This is a genomic window from Aeromicrobium jepli, assembly GCF_047246605.1.
Lineage (GTDB): Bacteria > Actinomycetota > Actinomycetes > Propionibacteriales > Nocardioidaceae > Aeromicrobium.
This window is the reverse complement of the sequence record NZ_JBFOKO010000006.1, coordinates 41,908-58,951: the sequence shown is the minus strand read 5'-3', so window position 1 is coordinate 58,951 and position 17,044 is coordinate 41,908. Positions and strand designations below refer to the sequence as shown.

The following is a 17,044-nucleotide window of genomic DNA, read 5'->3' as shown; positions in this document are numbered from 1 at the left end:
GCGTCAGCCGATGCCGAGCAGGTTCGCCATCACGGTCACGCCCGTGACGATGATGACGATGCCGATGACGTCGAACACGATGCCCGAGCGCAGCATGCGGGTGATGGGCACCATGCCCGTGCCGTAGACGATCGCGTTGGGCGGCGTCGAGACCGGCAGCATGAAGCCGAACGAGGCGCCGAAGACGGCCGCGAGCACGGGGATCGCCGGGTTGACGTCGGCCGCGAGGGCGAGCTGCGCCGCGATGGGCGCCACCACGACGACGCTCGCGGTGTTGCTCGTCGTCTCGCTGATGATGACCGCGATGACGGTGGCCAGGATCGTGATGCCGACCAGCGTGTCGGTGCCGAGCAGGTCCGACAGCGACGTGCCCATCGTCTCGGCCAGCCCGGTCTCGGACAGCAGGCCGCCCAGGGCGATGCCGCTGCCGAACAGGATGATCGTGCCCCAGTCGATCTGCACCGCGTCGTTCCAGCTGAGGGTGAACTGGCGCCGGCCCCAGTCCAGCGGCAGCAGGAACAGCAGCGAGGCCGCGAAGATCGCGACCGCGCCCTCGTCGAGGTGCTCGAGCAGCCAGTCGTACGTCGCCGACTCGCCGCCGGTCACCAGGCCCACCGCGCCGGGCAGGACCCATAGGGTGACGGCGACGCCGAACGCGATGAGGGTGTTGCGCCCGCCGGGCCCCATGCGGCCGAGCTTGCCGCGCTCCTCGGCGATGTACTCCTCCACGCCCGGGACCCGCTTGAGCTCGGGCCGGTTGAGCCGCACCAGCAGGACGCACAGGACGGCGAACATCAGCAGCACGAGCGGGAACGCCAGCACCATCCACTGGAAGAACGGGACCGTGATGTCCAGCTCCTGCTCCAGGTAGGCGCGGCCGATGAGGTTGGGCGGGCTGCCGACCGGGGTGAGCAGGCCGCCCACGCTGGCGCCGTACGCGACCATCAGCATGAGGGCGGTGGCGAACTGCAGCCGCTCGGGGTGGATCTCGTCCGAGCCGCCCGAGCTGCGCTGCATCGCGGCGGCCATGAAGCCGACGATGCCCGCGCCGATCGGCATCATCATGGCGGCCGTCGCGGTGTTGGACACGAAGCCGCTCAGCAGCGCCGTGATCGCGCCGAACGCGATGATGACGCGGGTGGTCGTGGCGGCCACGCCGGGCAGACTGAGGATCCCGAACGCGAACCGCCGGTCCAGCCCGTGCTTGCTCATCGACTGGGCCAGGATGAAGCCGCCGATGAAGACGAAGATCGTGCTGTTGCCGAACGAGCCGAAGACGTCGTCGGCGGTCGCGACCCCCAGCGCGATGACGAGCGCCATCGCGAGCATCGCGGTCACGGGGATCGGGATGGCCTCGCAGATCCAGTAGACGGCGACCCACACGAGCACGCCGGCGAGGCGCTGCGCGGGCTCGTCGAGCCCGCTGCACGCGAGATAGGCCACGAGGCCCGCGATCGGCCCGACGACCAGGCCGGTCGTGCGGCGGATCCGCTCGAAGCGCTGCTCCGCCGGGCTCAGGGTCTCCTGGACCTCGTCGAACGTGCGGTAGGTGGTCGGTCGGTCTTCGGCCGTGCTCATCGCGTTCCCCCGGGCGCCGGTGTCCTGGATCACATCAGGGTAAGCAGCCCGACGAGGTCAGGCGAACGGGAGCTCGTCCTGCTCGCCCTCGTCGTCGCTGCTCGAGCCGATGTGCCGGTGCGCCTGCAGGATCTCGACCTCGGGCCGGGCGGCCATCCAGCGCTCGACCTGGTCGAGCACCTCCACGACGTGGGCACGGTCGATCGAGACGAGGGAGCCGCCGATGCCGGCGCGGCGGTAGAGGTCGACGGAGTCGGTCTCGGCCGCGGACACCGAGAAGCGCTTGCGCAGCTCGTTGACGATCGGGCGGACGATGCTGCGCTTCTCCTTCAGGGAGTGCACGTCACCGAGCCGGACGTCGAACTCGATCCATCCCACCCACACGTGATCAGTGTGGCAGCACGTCGTCGATGAGGCCGTGGAGGATCGCGCGCAGGTCCTCGACCGGCTCGACCGAGCGCAGCGCCTGGGCCATCAGCCCGGCCCCCTCGACGGCGCTGACGTGGAACCGGCCGAGCCGGCGCGCGGCCTCCGGCTCGGCCCCGGCGTCCGTCAGCACGGTCGCGAGGTGCTCGGTCCAGTCGGCGAACACCTCGGCCGCCGCCGCGACGACGCCGGGGGAGTCGGCACCGGCGAGGGCGGCCGCGGCGACCGGGCAGCCGAGGGCGAAGTCGTGGCGGCGCAGCTGGTCGACCCACCAGTCGAGCCGGTCGTCGACGTAGGCGTGCGGATCGGCGGGAGCGTCCCGCGTGAGGCGCGCGCCGGCGCGCCGGGCGGCCTCGGCCACGAGGTCGGCCTTGCCGCCGGGGAAGTGCTGGTAGATCGACTGCCGGGCGGCGCCGCTCGCGCCGAGCACCTCGGCGATCCCGGTGCCGTGGACGCCGTGCCGGCGCAGCGACGTGATGGTGGCGTCGAGCAGGCGCTCGCGCGGTCCTCGGGTCCCCATGCTGGTCACCATAGACCGATCGGTCTACGGTGGCCAGCATGACGAACCTCCCGCTCACGGACGAGCAGCTCGCCGCCGTGTCCCAGATGACCGGACTGGAGTTCCTGCGCTTCGCCTTCGCCCTGCCCAGCGACCAGCGCCCGCCCGTCATCGGCGACCTCTTCGGCATGGACCTGGTCTCGCTCGAGGAGGGGCACGCCTCGTTCTCGATCGAGTCGCGGCCGGCGGCGGCGAACCCGCTCGGCAGCCTCCACGGCGGCGCGTGCGCGACCCTGCTCGACTCGGTCATGGGCTGCGCCGTGCACACGACGCTCGGCCCCGGCGTCGGCTACGGCACGCTCGAGCTCAAGGTCAACTACATCCGCACCGTCCCGGTGGACGGGCGCCGCCTCGTGGGGACCGGCTCGATCATCCACGTGGGACGCAGCACCGCCACCGCCGAGGGCAAGGTGGTCGACCCCGACGGACGGCTCGTCGCCCACGGCACCACCACCTGCCTCATCTACTCCTGAGGCGGGTGCGGCGCCGGTCGGTAGGCTGGACCGAGGTGTGCCGGGAAGTCTGGTCGGCGTCCTGTCGTCGACCCCTTAGAGGATCACCATGACCACTCCCGGACTGTTCACCCGCGGCAGCTGGCCCGAGACCGCCCGCATCGCCGACGTCCTGCGACGCGAGACCGTCGGCGGCATCGTGCTGCTGGTCGCCGCCGTCGCCGCGCTCGTCTGGGCCAACTCGCCCTGGTCGGACGCCTACTTCGACCTCGCCGCCACGCGCCTGGGCCCGGCCTCGCTGCACCTGGACCTCACGGTCGCGCACTGGGCCGCGGACGGGCTGCTCGCGATCTTCTTCTTCGTCGTGGGCCTCGAGCTCAAGCGCGAGTTCGTCGCCGGCGACCTGCGCGACCCGCGCCGCGCGATGCTGCCGATCGTGGCGGCCGTCGGCGGCATGGTCGTGCCCGCGCTGATCTTCGTCGCCCTGAACGCCGCCAACGGGACCGGCGAGGGATGGGCGATCCCGAGCGCGACGGACATCGCGTTCGCCGTGGCGGTCCTGGCGGTCGTCGGCGCGCACCTGCCCGCCGCGCTGCGCACGTTCCTGCTGACCCTCGCGGTCGTCGACGACCTCCTCGGCATCACCGTCATCGCGATCTTCTACACGGCGTCGGTCGACCTCGTGATGCTCGCCGGCTTCCTCGTGCCGCTCGTGCTCTTCGCCGTGGTGGCGCGCCTGGCGCCGCGCGCGTGGTGGCTGCTGGTCCCGCTCGCGGTCGTGGCCTGGGTGCTCATGCACGAGTCCGGCGTCCACGCGACCGTCGCGGGCGTCCTGCTCGGCTTCACGGTGCCGGCGCACGGCCGCCACAGCATCGCCGAGCGCATGGAGCACGTCGTGCGGCCGATCTCGACCGGCTTCGCCGTCCCGGTGTTCGCGTTCTTCGCCGCGGGCGTCGCGGTCTCGGGCGACACGCTCGACCAGGCGTTCTCGTCGCCCGTCACGTGGGGCATCGTCCTGGGCCTGGTGCTGGGCAAGCCGATCGGCATCGTGGGCAGCTCGCTGCTGCTCTCGTCCACGACGCGTGCCCAGCTCGACCCGAGCATCCGCTGGATCGACGTGCTCGGCGTCTCGATGCTGGCCGGCGTCGGCTTCACCGTCTCGCTGCTGATCGGCGACCTGGCGTACGACCGGATCGACCTCGCCGAGGACGTCAAGATCGGCGTGCTCGCCGGCTCGGTGCTGTCGGCCCTGGTGGCCTCGGTCGTGCTGCGGGCGCGCAACCGGCACTACCGCGAGATCGCCGAGCAGGAGACGCGCGACGACGACGGCGACGGGGTGCCCGACGCGTTCCAGCGCTGAGGGCTCAGAGCACCCAGACGAAGCCGGCCGCGCAGATGGCCAGCAGCAGCACGAGCCACGGGGTCGTCCACCTGCCGAGGACCGGCTTGTCGAGGATCACGACCGTGACGCCGTAGATGATGATCGCGAGCGGCACCGAGACCGTCAGCAGGATGATCTGGTCGCCGCGGCGGTCGGGGCCCAGCGCGTACGCCGCGCCGATCGCGCCGAACAGGCCGTGGATCGCGGTGACGACCCACGTGATCGCGAGGATCCGCCGGCGGACGATGTTGAGCGACTCCTCCGAGGCGTCGGGCAGTCGTTGGCTCATGCGAGCGTCCTCTCCTGGGCGCGGTCGGCCCGGTCGATCAGCTGGTGCAGCCACCGGTTGACCTGCGCGAGCTCGTGCTCGTCCATCTCGAAGCGCTCGAGCATCGTGGGCGGCACGGCGAGCGCGCGCTGGCGCAGCTCGCGACCGGCCTCGGTCACGGTGAGGGAGAAGGCCCGGTCGTCGCCCTCGCGGCGATCGCGGCGGATCAGGCCGGCGGCCTCCAGGCGCTTGACGAGAGGGGACACGGTGGCGGACTCGAGGCGCAGGACGTCGCTCAGCGCGCGCAGCGTCAGGCCGTCGTTCTCCCACAGCGCCAGCATCACGAGGTACTGCGGATGCGTGAGGCCCAAAGGCGTGAGAACGTCGCGATAGCAGCTGATGACCGCTCGCGAGGCGACCGACAGGGCGAAGCAGACCTGCTCGTCGAGCGAGAGGGGATTGCGTTCGGGGGGCACATCCTGAGCGTACTCATCGTTAGGGCACTTACCAAATCCCACAGGCACGACGTAAGTTGGAGACATGGCATTCCGGCACCGAAGTGAGTACGACGAGTCGGTGCCCCGCGCGTTGCGCGAGGCACGCGCTTCCTACGACGCGGCGGCAGCCGAGTACGAGCAGGCGATGGAAAAGGCCCGCAAGGCCTGGGCCGAGGCGCTCGCGGTCGCGATCGAGGCGGGCATGTCCTACCAGGAGATCGCCGACGAGGTCGGCGTCTCGCACACCAGCATCAGCCGCGCGATCAAGCAGCACGCGTCCGCTCGCTGAGCCCACGAACGACGAGAGCCCCGGTCATCGACCGGGGCTCTCGTGGTGGTGGTACACCCCCAGGGACTCGAACCCTGAACCCGCTGATTAAGAGTCAGCTGCTCTGCCAATTGAGCTAGGGGTGCTCGCGCTGGCGCGATCACCAACATTAGCGCACACCCCGGCGGAGGACGAAATCGGGCCCCACACGATCGGGTCAGCCGAGCATCTCCAGCAGGGCCCGAGCGGCGTTCTGGCCTCCGATGCCGCTGACCGCGCCGCCGCGGCGGGCGCCGCTGCCGCACAGCAGCACGCGCGGGTGGGCGGTCGCGACGCCCCACCGCTCGGCGGGGCCGTGCGGTCGCTCGCCCTCCTCGAGCCACGGCCACGCCAGGTCGCCGTGGAAGATGTGGCCGCCGGGCATCGCCAGCTCGTGCTCGACCTCGGTCGGCGTCTTCGCCTCCAGGCCCAGGATGAGCGGCTCGATCGGCTCGGCGAGGTGGGCGTCCAGCGCCGCGAGCACGCGCGCGACGGCCTCGTCCTTGGCGCCGGGCCGGTCCAGCACGCCCGGGGGCGTGTGCAGGCCGAAGTACGTCAGGGTCTGGGCGTCCGAGTCGCGCAGCTCAGGGCCCAGGATCGACCGGTCGGTGAGCGTGTGGCAGTAGAACTCGCCCGTCGCCGGGGGCACGTCGCCGCCGGCCGCGACGCGCCACGCCTGCTCCAGCTGGTCGAACGACTCGTCGAGGTGGAAGGTGCCCGCGAAGGCGACCTCGGGGTCGTCGCCCGAGGCGAGCGCCGGCAGCCGCGACAGCAGGATGTTGAGCTTGAGCTGGGCGCCGGCGGGCTTGGTCCGGGGCGAGTGGCCGAGCAGCCGCTCCAGCACGTAGGGGGCGGCACCCGACAGCACGTGATCGGCCTTCTCGACGAAGCCGTCGCCGCACACCGTCACGTCGACGTCGCTCACGTCGATGCCGTCGACCTCGGAGTTGAGCCGGATCGTGGCGCCGGCCTCGGTCGCGACACGCGCCAGCTCGGCGGTCACCGCGCCCATGCCGCCGACGGGGACGCGCCACTCGCCCGTGCCGTTGCCGATCAGGTGGTAGAGGAAGCAGCGGTTCTGCACGAGCGACAGGTCGTCGAGCGAGGCGAACGTGCCGATGAGGGCGTCGGTCGCCACGACGCCGCGGACGACGTCGTCGCCGAAGCGGCGGCGGATCGCGGTGCCGATGGGCTGCTCGACCACGTCGGTCCAGATCGCCATGTCGACGCGGTCGCGCACGTCGCCGATGTGGGGGAGCGGGTCGAGCAGCGTCGGCGCGATGGCGCCGGCGAGCGTCCCGATCTCGGCGTAGAAGCGCTCCCACGCAGCGAACTCGTCGTCGCCTCCGGTGAGGTCGGCGAAGCTCGCGCGGGTCGCGGCGCCGGGCTCGGTCTCGACCAGCAGTCCGCCGGCGCGGTCGCCGCGGCGCCAGGGCGTGAACGAGGCGGTGTCGCGGGAGCGCAGCTCGAGGTCCAGGCCGAGCTCGTCGATGAGGGCCTGCGGGAACAGGCTGACGAGGTACGAGAAGCGCGACAGCCGCGCGTCGTACCCGTCGAACGCGGGCGCGCTCACGGCGGCGCCCCCGACGCGGTCGAGCCGCTCCAGCACGAGCACCTCCACGCCCGCGCGGGCCAGCAGCGTCGCCGCCACCAGCCCGTTGTGTCCTGCTCCGACGATCACGACGCGCTCGGCCATGCCTCACCCTAATCCGCGCGTGGTCCGGTCCGGGACGTCATACGAGACGGTTGCCGGGGCGACCACCCCGTATGACGTCCGGAGCGGGCCGCCATCCGCCGTCCACCAGCGCCCGGCGCACCTGCGCCATGAAGTCCGCCGGCGCGACACGCAGGCCGAGGTTGGGCACGCGCAGCACGCGTGCGGACTCCAGCACGAGGTGGTTCTGGCGCAGCGCATCGGCGACAGCGACGGGAGCGCTCAGGTGGTGCACGCCGTCGATCTCGACGACGACGCCGAACTGCGGCCATTCGGCATCGAGATACGCCGTGCCGCGAGACGTGCGGCGCACGGACTGACGCACGGGCTCGGGCAGTCCGTGCTGGCGGCACAGACGTGCGAAGTCCAGCTCGCCGAGTGCGCGGGCGCCGTCGACGAGCTCCGCACTGACGTCGAGGAGGAGCCGACGGCGCGCATGCCGTCGGACGTCGAGGGCCGCTCGGGCGACATCCTCCGCCCGACACAGCCGCTGCTGGACGGTTGCCGTCAGGTAGAAGGTCGCCTGCCGGTCCGAGCGGGCCCAGAGCGCGGCTCGCACGGCGGCGATGTCGGGCCGCACGCGCGGCAGGCCGGCACCTGCGAGGTCGGGTCTCGACAGGCGGCGCGTCTGCCTCACGATGGCTCCGGGCACCCGCGGCGTCCGCGCGCCGCGCGGGACCGAGACGCGCACGGGAGCTGCGTCGATCCCCGTCAAGCCGGCAGCCTGCAACGCGGAGACGCCGTCGAGAGCGGCGCGTGGACCGGCCTCGATCACGGCGCGCCACCAGGTCGCGCGAGGCGGCAGTGGTCCCGAGTGCAGGGCGACGGCGTGCCGTCCCCACGCCCGCCACCGGCCTGCCTGCAGGTGCGCGCGCAAGGCCGAGCGTGTGATGCCGGCGGCGAGGAGCTGGCGGCGACTGAGTACGTGCTCCTGCGCATCGGCGAGGGCGGCCAGTCCCGGATCCATCCCGCGAGCGTGGCCTCGCGCGCCGCCCACGTCGATCCCGCCATCCACATGGCACGTTGTGTCATGCGAGGTGGTCGCCGGAGCGCGCGTTTCGTATGACCCGACGACGAGGCCGGGCCGTGGCTAGGGTGAGGCCCATGCCGCAGCAGTTCGTGGGAGCGATCGACCAGGGCACGACCAGCACGCGCTTCATGGTGTTCGACCAGAAGGGGTCCGAGAAGGGGCGCCACCAGGTCGAGCACGAGCAGGTCATGCCGAGGGCCGGGTGGGTGGAGCACGACGCCGCCGAGATCTGGCGCAACACGCAGACGGTGGTCGCCGAGGGGCTGAAGGACGCGGGCATCACGGCCGAGGACCTCGCCGCGGTCGGCATCACCAACCAGCGCGAGACGACCGTCGTGTGGGACCGGCGCACGGGCGAGCCCTACGCCAACGCGATCGTCTGGCAGGACACCCGCACCGCCGACCTCGCGAAGCGGCTCGAGGAGTCCGGGCGGGGCGCGGTCATCCACGCCAAGGCCGGCCTGCCGCCCGCCGCGTACTTCGCCGGCGGCAAGCTGCACTGGATCCTCGAGAACGTCGAGGGGGTGCGCCGGGACGCCGAGGACGGCCACGCCCTGTTCGGCACGATCGACAGCTGGCTCATCTGGAACCTCACCGGCGGGCCGGACGGCGGCGTCCACGTCACCGACGTCACGAACGCCAGCCGCACGATGCTGATGGACCTCGAGACCCTCGACTGGGACGACGAGCTGCTCGAGATCTTCGACGTGCCCCGGTCGATGCTGCCCACGATCACGTCCTCGTCGGAGGAGTTCGGCCGCACCACCGCCGACGGGCCCTTCGGCGCGGAGGTCGTCCTGGCGGGCAATCTCGGCGACCAGCACGCGGCGCTCGTCGGCCAGGCCTGCTTCGAGCCCGGCATGCTCAAGAACACCTACGGCACCGGCAACTTCCTCGTCCTCAACACCGGCACGGAGATCGTCCGGTCCGAGCGCGGCCTGCTCACGACGGTCGCCTACCGGTTCGGGGACGCGGACCCGGTCTACGCGCTGGAGGGCTCGATCGCCGTCACCGGATCGGCCATCCAGTGGCTGCGCGACCAGCTCAAGGTCTTCGCCGAGGCGGCCGACTCCGAGGCGCTCGCCGAGACCGTCGACGACAACGGCGGCGTCTACTTCGTGCCCGCGTTCAGCGGCCTGTTCGCGCCGTACTGGCGCCCCGACGCGCGTGGCGTCATCGTCGGCCTCTCGCGCTACAACACGGTGGCGCACGTGGCGCGGGCCGCCCTCGAGGCGATCTGCTACCAGAGCAAGGACGTCGTCGACGTCATGGTGGCCGACTCCGGCATCGAGCTGGAGGTGCTGCGGGTCGACGGCGGGATCACCGCGAACGACCTGTGCATGCAGATCCAGGCCGACATCCTCGACATCGAGGTCAGCCGCCCGGTCATCGCCGAGACGACGTGCCTGGGCGCCGCCTACGCGGCCGGGCTCGCGGTCGGGTTCTGGTCGGGCACCGACGAGCTCACCCAACACTGGTCGGAGTCGAAGCGCTGGACGCCCGAGTGGGACGACGAGCAGCGCGCCGCCGGGTACAAGGACTGGAAGAAGGCCGTCGAGCGCACGCTGGGGTGGGTCGAGTGAGCGCCGCGACGACGCACCGGCTGGCCCTGCCGCTGCGGGTGGAGCGGGCCGTCATCCGCGCGTTCGCCCGGCTGCCCGAGCCGCTCATCGCGCGCCTGGGGCGCAACGCGCCGGTCAACAGTGACGGCGAGCGGCTCTCGCCCGAGATCGCCGTCGCGCTCTCGGTCCTGAACAGGATCCCCGGCGGCGACTTCTCGGACCACTCGGTCGAGCGCGCCCGCGCGATGCTGACGGACGAGGCGGTCGTGTTCGCCGACGTGCACCCGCCGTTCGCCGTCGAGGAGGACCTCGTGATCCCGGGGCCCGCCGGTCCGATCCCCGCCACGCGCTACCGCGCCGGCACCGACTCGAAGGGCCTCGTCGTCTACTTCCACGGCGGCGGGTGGGTCCTGGGCAGCCGGCTCAGCACGGACTCGGCCGTCCGCTTCATCGCCCGCGAGGCCGGGGTGGACGTGCTCTCGGTCGACTACCGCCTCGCGCCGGAGCACCCGTTCCCCGCGGCGATCGAGGACGCGCTCGCGGCGTGGGACTTCGCGGTGGAGCGCGCGCCCGGCTGGGGCCTGGACCCGCACCGCATCGTCGTCGCCGGCGACAGCGCCGGCGGCAACATCAGCGCCGTGCTCGCCCGGCAGCTGCGCGGCCGTGACGTCGTCCCGGTCCTGCAGGTGCTGCTGTTCCCGGTCACCGACCTGTCGACCAAGCACCCCTCGTACCGCGAGTTCCACGACGGGTTCTTCCTCACCGAGAAGCACATGGACTGGTACCGCGAGCGCTACCTCGCCGACCCGTCGGACGCGCTCGACCCACGGGCCTCGCCGCTGCTGGAGCCGGACCTGACGGGACTGCCGCCCGCGTTCGTGGCCGTCGCGGGGTTCGACCCGCTGCGCGACGAGGGGATCGCGTACGCGCGCCGCCTCGAGGAGGCCGGGGTCCCCACGACGCTGGCGCGCGAGGGATCGCTCATCCACGCCTTCATCAACGTCACGGGCGTCAGCCCGGCCGCTCGGGAGGCGACCACCCGCATCGCCCGTGCGATCGAAGCGGCCGTCGGCTGAGGCTGGTTGACTGGGACGCATGCGCCCCGTAGCCCTTTCCCCTGAGCACCGCGAGGAGGCGCTCGACGCGCTGGCCTCCCAGTCCCTCGACATCCTGGTGATCGGCGGTGGCGTCGTCGGCGGCGGCGCGGCCCTGGACGCCGCGACGCGCGGACTGTCGGTCGGGCTGGTCGAGGCGCGCGACTTCTCCTCGGGCACCTCCAGCCGCTCCAGCAAGCTGGTCCACGGCGGCCTGCGCTACCTCGAGATGCTCGACTTCCGGCTCGTCGCCGAGGCGCTCGGCGAGCGCAGCCTCATGCTCGAGACCCTCGCGCCGCACCTGGTCAAGCCGGTGCCGTTCCTCTACCCGCTGACCCACCGCGTGTGGGAGCGCTTCTACGCCGGCGCCGGCGTCGCGCTGTACGACTCGATGGCGCTGCTGTCGGGCCGCTCGCGCGGCGTGCCGCACCACCGCCACCTGACGCGCACCGGCGCCCGCCGTCTCGTCCCGGCGCTGCGCAAGGACGCGCTCGTCGGCGCGCTGCACTACTACGACGGCCAGGTCGACGACGCGCGTCACACGATGTTCCTGTCCCGCACGGCGGCCGCCTACGGCGCCCACGTCGCCAGCCGCACGCGCGTCGTGGGCCTGCTGCGCGAGGGCGACCGTGTCGTCGGCGCGCGCGTCAAGGACCTCGAGTCCGGCCGCGAGTTCGACGTGCGCGCCAGGCAGGTCGTCAACGCGACGGGCGTCTGGACCGACGAGACGCAGTCGTTCGCGGGGGAGCGGGGCCAGTTCAAGGTCCGCGCCAGCAAGGGCATCCACCTCGTCGTGCCGCGCGACCGCATCCGCGGCGAGTCCGGCCTCATCCTGCGCACTGAGAAGTCCGTCCTGTTCGTCATCCCGTGGGGCCGCCACTGGATCATCGGCACCACCGACACGGACTGGTCGCTCAGCAAGGACCACCCGGCGGCCAGCGCCAAGGACATCCAGTACCTGCTCGACCACGTCAACGAGGTGCTCGTCGAGCCGCTCGTCCCCGAGGACGTCGAGGGCGTCTTCGCCGGACTGCGGCCGCTGCTCGCGGGCGAGGACGAGGCCACCAGCAAGCTCTCGCGCGAGCACGCCGTGTCGACCTCGGTCAAGGGCCTCGTCGTCATCGCGGGCGGCAAGTACACGACGTACCGCGTCATGGCGAAGGACGCGATCGACGCGGCGGTGCAGCAGATGGGCACGCTGCTCGACCGTCGTGTCCCCGCGTGCGTCACGGACGAGATCCCGCTGCTGGGCGCCGACGGGTACGCCGCGCTGTGGAACCAGCGGCACACGCTCGCGCAGGAGCACGGCATCGGCGTGGGCCGCCTCGAGCACCTGCTGAACCGCTACGGCTCGCTCGTCACCGAGGTGCTCGACCTGATCGCCGGGCGTCCCGAGCTGGCCGAGCCGCTCGCGGGCACCGAGGACTACCTGCGCGCCGAGGTCGTCTACGGCGTCACGCACGAGGGCGCCCGCCACCTCGACGACATCCTCGCGCGCCGCACCCGCATCTCGATCGAGACCTTCCACCGGGGCACCGAGTCGGCCGAGGAGGCCGCGACGCTCATGGCGGAGGCGCTCGGCTGGTCCGCCGAGCAACGCGAGCGCGAGGTCGACCACTACCTCAAGCGCGTCGAGGCCGAGCTCGAGAGCCAGACGATGCCCGACGACGAGACCGCCGACGCCGCCCGCAAGGGCGCACCCGACGTGGTCCCGGTGGCGCGCGGATGAGCGTCGATCCCTCGCGCGTCCTGGTCGTCGCGGCGACGAAGTCCGAGGCCGCCTACGTCCCCGATCACCTCCGCCTCGTCCTGACGAGCATCGGCAAGGTCGAGGCGGCCTCGGTCACGGCCGCCGCCATCGCCCAGCACCGTCCCGAGCTCGTCCTCAACGTCGGCACGGCCGGCGCCCTGCGCCCGGGCGTCGCGGGCCTGTTCCTGCCCTCGCTCGTGGTCAACCACGACCTCTCGGCCGCGGCGATCCGGGCCCTGGGCCACGATCCCGTCGACGAGATCGAGATCGCGGGCGGCGACGGCACCGCCCTGGCCACCGGGGACCTGTTCGTCACCGACCCGGCCACCCGCGACCTGATCGCCGAGCGAGCGCACCTGGTCGACATGGAGGGCTTCGCGGTGGCGCGCGCGTGCCAGCTGGCGCACGTCCCGTGCCGTCTGGTCAAGGTCGTCAGCGACACCGCCGACGACTCCGCGATGGACTGGCCCGCGGTCGTCGACGCGTGCGCGCGCGTGCTGGGGGACTGGCTGCGCGACGAGCTCGGCTGAGCCTCAGGCCACCGAGTCGTCGTCCCGGCGTCCGGCCGCGATCGCGGCGACGGCCGCGGCGACGGCGATGACGGTCCACGCCCCACGGTCGCTCGTCGTCGTCGCGACCAGCAGGACGACGGCGGTGCCGACGGCCACGACGGCCAGACCCGCCGCGAGGGTACGACGCCAGCCGAGCGGCTCCACGAGGCGGGCCGCCGCGGCGGAGCCGGCGATCACGAGCAGGCTGAAGCTCACGAGCGTGCCGGCCGTCCTCACGGGGGAGAGCCCGAGCTCGCCCTGCAGGTGCAGCGTGGCGACCGTGACGGACGAGCTCGTCGTGGCGGTGTTCGCGAACGACCCGAACGCCCCCCAGCGGATCCGTGGCGAACGGCGGGCCGCGGAGGGCCACAGGGCACGCTCGTCCTGACGGCCTACGCGGCATGCTTCGGCGGCCTGCTGAAGCTCGGACGGGTCAAGCGGTGCGGCCGCTGCCCGTGGCTCTTCGTGGACCGCTCGAAGAACGCGAGCCGACGCTGGTGCGACATGAACGACTGCGGGCGGGCCGAGAAGATCGAGCGCTACGTCGCCCGCCGGGCCGAGCGCAGGAAGGCCGATCGGCAGGCCTGACAGACGACGAGGCCCGGACCTGACGGTCCGGGCCTCGTGCGATCGGGGTGGATGACGGGACTTGAACCCGCGGCCACCGGCACCACAAGCCGGTGCTCTACCAACTGAGCTACACCCACCATGTGCGCCGTGCGGCGCAGCGCGACGAGTCTACCGGACGCGTCGCGCAGGTCCTACTCCGAGGGGGTGCCGGCCGCGATCTCGGCGGCGATGGCGCGCGCGGACTCGCTGTCGATGCCCGGGTCGGGGGTGAAGACGGTGCGGCGGTAGTAGCGCAGCTCGTCGATGCTCTCGCGGATGTCGGCGAGCGCGCGGTGGGCGCCGCCCTTCTCCGGCGCGGCGAAGTACGCCCGCGGGAACCAGTGGCGGGCCAGCTCCTTGATGGAGGAGACGTCGACGACGCGGTAGTGCAGCCACGACTCCAGCTCGACCATGTCGCGGGCCAGGAAGGCGCGGTCCGTGCCGATCGAGTTGCCCGCGAGCGGGGTCTTGCGCGGCTCGGGGGAGTACTGACGCACGTACTCGAGCACCTGCTCCTCGGCCTCGCGCACCGTGATGCCGGCGTCGAGCTCCTCCAGCAGGCCCGACGTCGTGTGCATCTGCGTGACGACCTCGTTCATCTGGTCGAGCGCCTCCTGCGGCGGCTTGATGATGAGGTCCACGCCCTCGCCGAGGATGTTGAGGTCGTAGTCCGTCACGAGGGCCGCGATCTCGATCAGGGCGTCGCTCTCGAGGGAGAGGCCCGTCATCTCGCAGTCGACCCACACCAGCTTGTCGTTCACGTCGCCACCCTAGTGCGATCCGGCAACCGCTGGTTTCCACCCGGTAGGCTTCCGGCCGTACCGCGACCCCCGTCCGAGGAGCCCACGTGACCAACGACCGCCAGGCCCGCGCCGCGCGCGCCGAGCAGATGCGCAAGGAGCGCGAGAAGGCCGACAGGCGACAGCGCAACCTCATCACCGTGGCGATCGTCGTGGTCGTCGTGCTGCTGATCGCCGCCGCGGGCTGGGGCGTCAAGTCGCTCTCGGACGACAACGCCAAGGCCACCGAGGTCGTCGAGCCGGCGAACCTGGTCGACGGCGGCGTGCCCTACCCGGTCGCGGACGGCACCGACAACTCCAAGGCGCCGCTCGTGGAGATCTTCGAGGACTTCCTGTGCCCGGCGTGCGGCCAGTTCGAGCAGGTCAGCGGCGCGTTCCTCAAGCAGCAGGCCGCGGCGGGCGCGATCAACCTGCGCTTCATGCCGTTCAGCTTCCTGCACAACCAGAGCACGAACGACTACTCGCGCCGCGCCACGAACGTCGCCATGTGCGCGGTCGACGCCGACGGCCCCGAGGCCTTCTGGAAGCTGCACGCCCTGCTCTATGCCAACCAGCCCTCCGAGGGTGGCGCCGGCCCGGAGAACGCCGAGCTGATCGACCTCGCCGAGGAGGCCGGCGTGACCGGCATCGACGAGTGCGTCCGCACCGAGAAGTTCGTGCCGTGGATCGACGAGTCCAAGGACACGCTCGCCGACGAGCGCAAGATCTCGGGCACCCCGACGGTCCACATCAACGGCAAGGAGTCCGAGGCCCGCACGCCCGACGAGCTCGCGAAGGCGTTCGCGGACGCGGCCAAGTCCTGACCCACTGGACACGGAACCGCCCGGCACGCATGGCGTGCCGGGCGGTTCTCTCGTTACGGGGGAGTCAGCTCACCACTTCAGCTCGATCTCCAGCTCGCTCTCGTCGCCGATCTCGACCTCGACCGTGAGCTCGACCTCGTCCGGGACGTCGACCGTGATGCGGTGGCCGTTCTTCTCGAGCTCGACGGAGTTGTGGCGCTCGAGGGCGTCGGCCAGCGCGTGCAGCCGGGCGGCGGCCTCCTCGCGGCGCAGCCGCTGCGACTTCTCGGTCTCGAACAGGTCCATGTCCTTCTCCTTCGTGAGTCGGTGCGCGCGCCCGGCAGGATTCGAACCTGCGACCCAGAGATTAGAAGGCTCTTGCTCTATCCAGCTGAGCTACGGGCGCCTCGCGGGTCAGCCTATCGGGGCTCGAGCCGCTCGGACTGCGGTGTCGGGGCCGCGCCCTAGGCTGTCGGCGTGACGACCACCCAGACGCTCGCGCTGCCGCCCGACGTGGATCCGCTGCGCCAGCGGGGCCGCACGGTCCTCGTCGTGCTCGTGTGGATCGCCGGCGTGCTGGGCGCGGCGGGCGCGGTGTTCTTCGCGTCGACGTCCGGCTCGGTCGCCGGCGCGTCGCTCGCGATCGTCTACGCGCTGATCCCGCTGCCGTTCGTCCTGTGGGGCTACTGGTGGCTCGACCGGGTCGAGCCCGAGCCGTTCCGCTACACGGCCGCCGCGTTCGTGTGGGGCGCGGTCATCGCGGTCGCGATCGCGCTGCCGCTCGAGATCGGCATGTCCCGCCTGGGCATGAGCGAGGACTGGCTCATCGCGATCGGCGCGCCGGTCGCCGAGGAGTTCGCCAAGGGCCTGTTCCTCGTCCTCACGCTGCTGCGGCTGCGCCGGATCATCGACGGCGTGCTCGACGGCCTCGTCGTCTCGGGCCTGGTCGCGATCGGCTTCGCCGCGATGGAGAACGTGGGCTACTACGCCGCCAGCTACCTCGGCCTCGACGACACGATGCTCTACACGGGCCCCGAGATGGCCACGGCCACCTTCATCGTGCGGGGGCTGTTCAGCCCGTTCGCGCACCCGCTGTTCACGTCCGCGATCGGCATCGCGATGGGACTGGCCGCCCGCCGCTCCTCGCGGCTCGCGCGCTGGGCGCTCATCGCGCTCGGCTACGTGGTCAGCGTCGGCCTGCACGCGCTGTGGAACGGCTCGATCGTCGTCGGCGGCGGCGTGGGCTTCCTGCTCGCGTACCTCGTCCTGGCGCTGCTGCTGCTCGGGCTGCTGATCACGGCCATCGTGCTGCGGCTGCGCCAGACCACGGTGCTGCACCGCTCGCTCACCGACATCGCGCAGCGTGGCTGGATCCACCCGGCCGAGATCCCGTGGCTCGTGCGGTTCAGCCGCCGCCGCGAGGCCCGCCGGTTCGCCAAGGTCCACGGGCCACAGGCGCTCGAGGCGGTCGAGCGGTACCAGCGCCTGGCCACCGAGGCGGCCTTCCTGCACGACGCCGTCATGCTCGGTCACGGCGGCCCGCAGGGCCCCGATCGCACCTTCGCGGTCCTCGACCGGATGTGGCAGCTGCGCCCGTACCTGCGCTTCCCACCGGCCCTGCCGCCGGGCGTGCGCTGAACACGGTCTCCGGATTCGGACGCGTGGGGTACCCGCCGGTACGCTG

19 protein-coding genes, 3 tRNA genes and 1 pseudogene are annotated in these 17,044 nt (G+C 72.1%); 10 read left to right on the top strand and 13 right to left on the bottom strand.

Translation table 11 applies throughout. The features are described 5' to 3' along the window. Positions 1 to 3: 3 nt before the first annotated feature. Genes AB3M81_RS12515 through AB3M81_RS12505 form a run of 3 tightly spaced genes read right to left on the bottom strand, consistent with a single transcriptional unit; the run spans position 4 to position 2,524 of the window. Positions 4 to 1,578 (bottom strand): SLC13 family permease, encoded by a 1,575-nt coding sequence (locus AB3M81_RS12515; RefSeq protein ID WP_412904241.1) that lies wholly within the window; start codon positions 1,576 to 1,578, stop codon positions 4 to 6. Between the two features lie 57 nt (positions 1,579 to 1,635). Next, positions 1,636 to 1,962, bottom strand: coding sequence for a DUF503 domain-containing protein (locus AB3M81_RS12510; protein WP_412904240.1), 327 nt, complete (start codon positions 1,960 to 1,962; stop codon positions 1,636 to 1,638). A 4-nt stretch (positions 1,963 to 1,966) separates the two neighbouring features. Next, a complete protein-coding gene (locus AB3M81_RS12505) occupies positions 1,967 to 2,524 on the bottom strand; it encodes a TetR/AcrR family transcriptional regulator (RefSeq protein ID WP_412904239.1) in 558 nt (185 codons plus the stop codon). 38 nt (positions 2,525 to 2,562) lie between these two features. Here AB3M81_RS12505 and AB3M81_RS12500 point away from each other — a divergent pair, with 38 nt between their 5' ends. Together AB3M81_RS12500 and nhaA are read left to right on the top strand one after the other, a co-directional pair. Next, complete coding sequence (locus tag AB3M81_RS12500; RefSeq protein ID WP_412904238.1) at positions 2,563 to 3,036, top strand: PaaI family thioesterase; 474 nt, start codon at positions 2,563 to 2,565, stop codon at positions 3,034 to 3,036. An 88-nt stretch (positions 3,037 to 3,124) separates the two neighbouring features. After that, complete coding sequence (gene nhaA / locus AB3M81_RS12495) at positions 3,125 to 4,375, top strand: Na+/H+ antiporter NhaA (protein WP_412904237.1); 1,251 nt, start codon at positions 3,125 to 3,127, stop codon at positions 4,373 to 4,375. A gap of 4 nt (positions 4,376 to 4,379) precedes the next feature. Here the strand turns inward: nhaA and AB3M81_RS12490 are convergent, their stop codons facing one another. Continuing rightward, positions 4,380 to 4,685, bottom strand: coding sequence for a hypothetical protein (locus AB3M81_RS12490; protein ID WP_412904236.1), 306 nt, complete (start codon positions 4,683 to 4,685; stop codon positions 4,380 to 4,382). Continuing rightward, positions 4,682 to 5,140 carry a MarR family winged helix-turn-helix transcriptional regulator gene (locus AB3M81_RS12485; RefSeq protein ID WP_412904235.1) on the bottom strand — a complete coding sequence of 153 codons (459 nt, stop codon included), beginning with the start codon at positions 5,138 to 5,140 and terminating at the stop codon, positions 4,682 to 4,684. Before AB3M81_RS12485 ends, AB3M81_RS12490 begins: the two co-directional genes overlap by 4 nt. A 64-nt stretch (positions 5,141 to 5,204) precedes the next feature. On the opposite strand from AB3M81_RS12485, the gene AB3M81_RS12480 reads away from it, so the two are divergent. Then, positions 5,205 to 5,450, top strand: a complete 246-nt coding sequence (locus AB3M81_RS12480; RefSeq protein ID WP_412904234.1) for a helix-turn-helix domain-containing protein — start codon at positions 5,205 to 5,207, stop codon at positions 5,448 to 5,450. A 49-nt stretch (positions 5,451 to 5,499) separates the two neighbouring features. Here AB3M81_RS12480 and AB3M81_RS12475 read toward each other — a convergent pair. From AB3M81_RS12475 to AB3M81_RS12465, 3 genes are all read right to left on the bottom strand, one after another. Beyond that, positions 5,500 to 5,575, bottom strand: a tRNA-Lys gene (locus AB3M81_RS12475). A gap of 71 nt (positions 5,576 to 5,646) precedes the next feature. Continuing rightward, the gene (locus tag AB3M81_RS12470; protein WP_412904233.1) at positions 5,647 to 7,164 is read right to left on the bottom strand and encodes a phytoene desaturase family protein; all 1,518 of its coding nucleotides are present in this window, start codon (positions 7,162 to 7,164) and stop codon (positions 5,647 to 5,649) included. A gap of 37 nt (positions 7,165 to 7,201) precedes the next feature. Continuing rightward, on the bottom strand, positions 7,202 to 8,149 hold the full coding sequence (locus tag AB3M81_RS12465; protein ID WP_412904232.1) for a hypothetical protein: 948 nt from the start codon (positions 8,147 to 8,149) through the stop codon (positions 7,202 to 7,204). Between the two features lie 137 nt (positions 8,150 to 8,286). Here AB3M81_RS12465 and glpK point away from each other — a divergent pair, with 137 nt between their 5' ends. From glpK to AB3M81_RS12445, 4 genes are read left to right on the top strand one after another with little or no spacing between them, the layout of a single operon-like run. Further along, positions 8,287 to 9,795 carry a glycerol kinase GlpK gene (glpK, locus tag AB3M81_RS12460; protein WP_412904231.1) on the top strand — a complete coding sequence of 503 codons (1,509 nt, stop codon included), beginning with the start codon at positions 8,287 to 8,289 and terminating at the stop codon, positions 9,793 to 9,795. Next, the gene (locus AB3M81_RS12455) at positions 9,792 to 10,850 is read left to right on the top strand and encodes an alpha/beta hydrolase (protein ID WP_412904230.1); all 1,059 of its coding nucleotides are present in this window, start codon (positions 9,792 to 9,794) and stop codon (positions 10,848 to 10,850) included. The genes glpK and AB3M81_RS12455 overlap by 4 nt, the downstream gene beginning before the upstream one ends. Before the next feature lie 19 nt (positions 10,851 to 10,869). After that, complete coding sequence (locus AB3M81_RS12450) at positions 10,870 to 12,597, top strand: glycerol-3-phosphate dehydrogenase/oxidase (protein WP_412904229.1); 1,728 nt, start codon at positions 10,870 to 10,872, stop codon at positions 12,595 to 12,597. Continuing rightward, positions 12,594 to 13,148 carry a nucleosidase gene (locus tag AB3M81_RS12445; protein WP_412904228.1) on the top strand — a complete coding sequence of 185 codons (555 nt, stop codon included), beginning with the start codon at positions 12,594 to 12,596 and terminating at the stop codon, positions 13,146 to 13,148. The genes AB3M81_RS12450 and AB3M81_RS12445 overlap by 4 nt, the downstream gene beginning before the upstream one ends. Positions 13,149 to 13,151: 3 nt before the next feature. Here the strand turns inward: AB3M81_RS12445 and AB3M81_RS12440 are convergent. Continuing rightward, a pseudogene (locus AB3M81_RS12440) lies at positions 13,152 to 13,580 on the bottom strand (MFS transporter); the annotation flags it as partial. Here AB3M81_RS12440 and AB3M81_RS12435 point away from each other — a divergent pair. Further along, entirely contained in the window at positions 13,554 to 13,757 is a 204-nt protein-coding gene (locus AB3M81_RS12435) for a CGNR zinc finger domain-containing protein (protein ID WP_412904426.1), read from the top strand. The pseudogene AB3M81_RS12440 and the gene AB3M81_RS12435 overlap by 27 nt on opposite strands. 46 nt (positions 13,758 to 13,803) lie before the next feature. Here AB3M81_RS12435 and AB3M81_RS12430 read toward each other — a convergent pair. Both AB3M81_RS12430 and orn read right to left on the bottom strand, forming a co-directional pair. Beyond that, positions 13,804 to 13,876: transfer RNA gene (locus AB3M81_RS12430), tRNA-His, on the bottom strand. Positions 13,877 to 13,930: 54 nt separating this feature from the next. Then, positions 13,931 to 14,539 carry an oligoribonuclease gene (gene orn / locus AB3M81_RS12425; RefSeq protein WP_412904227.1) on the bottom strand — a complete coding sequence of 203 codons (609 nt, stop codon included), beginning with the start codon at positions 14,537 to 14,539 and terminating at the stop codon, positions 13,931 to 13,933. An 86-nt stretch (positions 14,540 to 14,625) separates the two neighbouring features. On the opposite strand from orn, the gene AB3M81_RS12420 reads away from it, so the two are divergent. Continuing rightward, positions 14,626 to 15,381: a DsbA family protein gene (locus tag AB3M81_RS12420; RefSeq protein WP_412904226.1), complete on the top strand. Its 756-nt coding sequence runs from the start codon at positions 14,626 to 14,628 to the stop codon at positions 15,379 to 15,381. A gap of 69 nt (positions 15,382 to 15,450) precedes the next feature. On the opposite strand, the gene AB3M81_RS12415 is transcribed toward AB3M81_RS12420, so the two are convergent. Further along, positions 15,451 to 15,666 (bottom strand): amphi-Trp domain-containing protein, encoded by a 216-nt coding sequence (locus AB3M81_RS12415; RefSeq protein ID WP_412904225.1) that lies wholly within the window; start codon positions 15,664 to 15,666, stop codon positions 15,451 to 15,453. A 26-nt stretch (positions 15,667 to 15,692) separates the two neighbouring features. Beyond that, a tRNA-Arg gene (locus AB3M81_RS12410) sits at positions 15,693 to 15,766 on the bottom strand. 71 nt (positions 15,767 to 15,837) lie between these two features. Between AB3M81_RS12410 and AB3M81_RS12405 the strand changes: the two genes are divergently transcribed. Then, a complete protein-coding gene (locus tag AB3M81_RS12405; protein WP_412904224.1) occupies positions 15,838 to 16,998 on the top strand; it encodes a PrsW family intramembrane metalloprotease in 1,161 nt (386 codons plus the stop codon). Positions 16,999 to 17,044: the final 46 nt, after the last annotated feature.

Bases quoted from the DNA above. Each gene is read 5' to 3' on its own strand.
- AB3M81_RS12515 (WP_412904241.1), bottom strand. From the start codon at position 1,578: ATGAGCACGGCCGAAGACCGACCGACCACCTACCGCACGTTCGACGAG.
- AB3M81_RS12450 (WP_412904229.1), top strand. From the start codon at position 10,870: ATGCGCCCCGTAGCCCTTTCCCCTGAGCACCGCGAGGAGGCGCTCGAC.
- AB3M81_RS12470 (WP_412904233.1), bottom strand. From the start codon at position 7,164: ATGGCCGAGCGCGTCGTGATCGTCGGAGCAGGACACAACGGGCTGGTG.
- AB3M81_RS12415 (WP_412904225.1), bottom strand. From the start codon at position 15,666: ATGGACCTGTTCGAGACCGAGAAGTCGCAGCGGCTGCGCCGCGAGGAG.
- nhaA (WP_412904237.1), top strand. From the start codon at position 3,125: ATGACCACTCCCGGACTGTTCACCCGCGGCAGCTGGCCCGAGACCGCC.
- AB3M81_RS12445 (WP_412904228.1), top strand. From the start codon at position 12,594: ATGAGCGTCGATCCCTCGCGCGTCCTGGTCGTCGCGGCGACGAAGTCC.
- AB3M81_RS12465 (WP_412904232.1), bottom strand. From the start codon at position 8,149: ATGGATCCGGGACTGGCCGCCCTCGCCGATGCGCAGGAGCACGTACTC.
- AB3M81_RS12490 (WP_412904236.1), bottom strand. From the start codon at position 4,685: ATGAGCCAACGACTGCCCGACGCCTCGGAGGAGTCGCTCAACATCGTC.
- AB3M81_RS12500 (WP_412904238.1), top strand. From the start codon at position 2,563: ATGACGAACCTCCCGCTCACGGACGAGCAGCTCGCCGCCGTGTCCCAG.
- glpK (WP_412904231.1), top strand. From the start codon at position 8,287: ATGCCGCAGCAGTTCGTGGGAGCGATCGACCAGGGCACGACCAGCACG.
- AB3M81_RS12480 (WP_412904234.1), top strand. From the start codon at position 5,205: ATGGCATTCCGGCACCGAAGTGAGTACGACGAGTCGGTGCCCCGCGCG.
- AB3M81_RS12505 (WP_412904239.1), bottom strand. From the start codon at position 2,524: ATGGGGACCCGAGGACCGCGCGAGCGCCTGCTCGACGCCACCATCACG.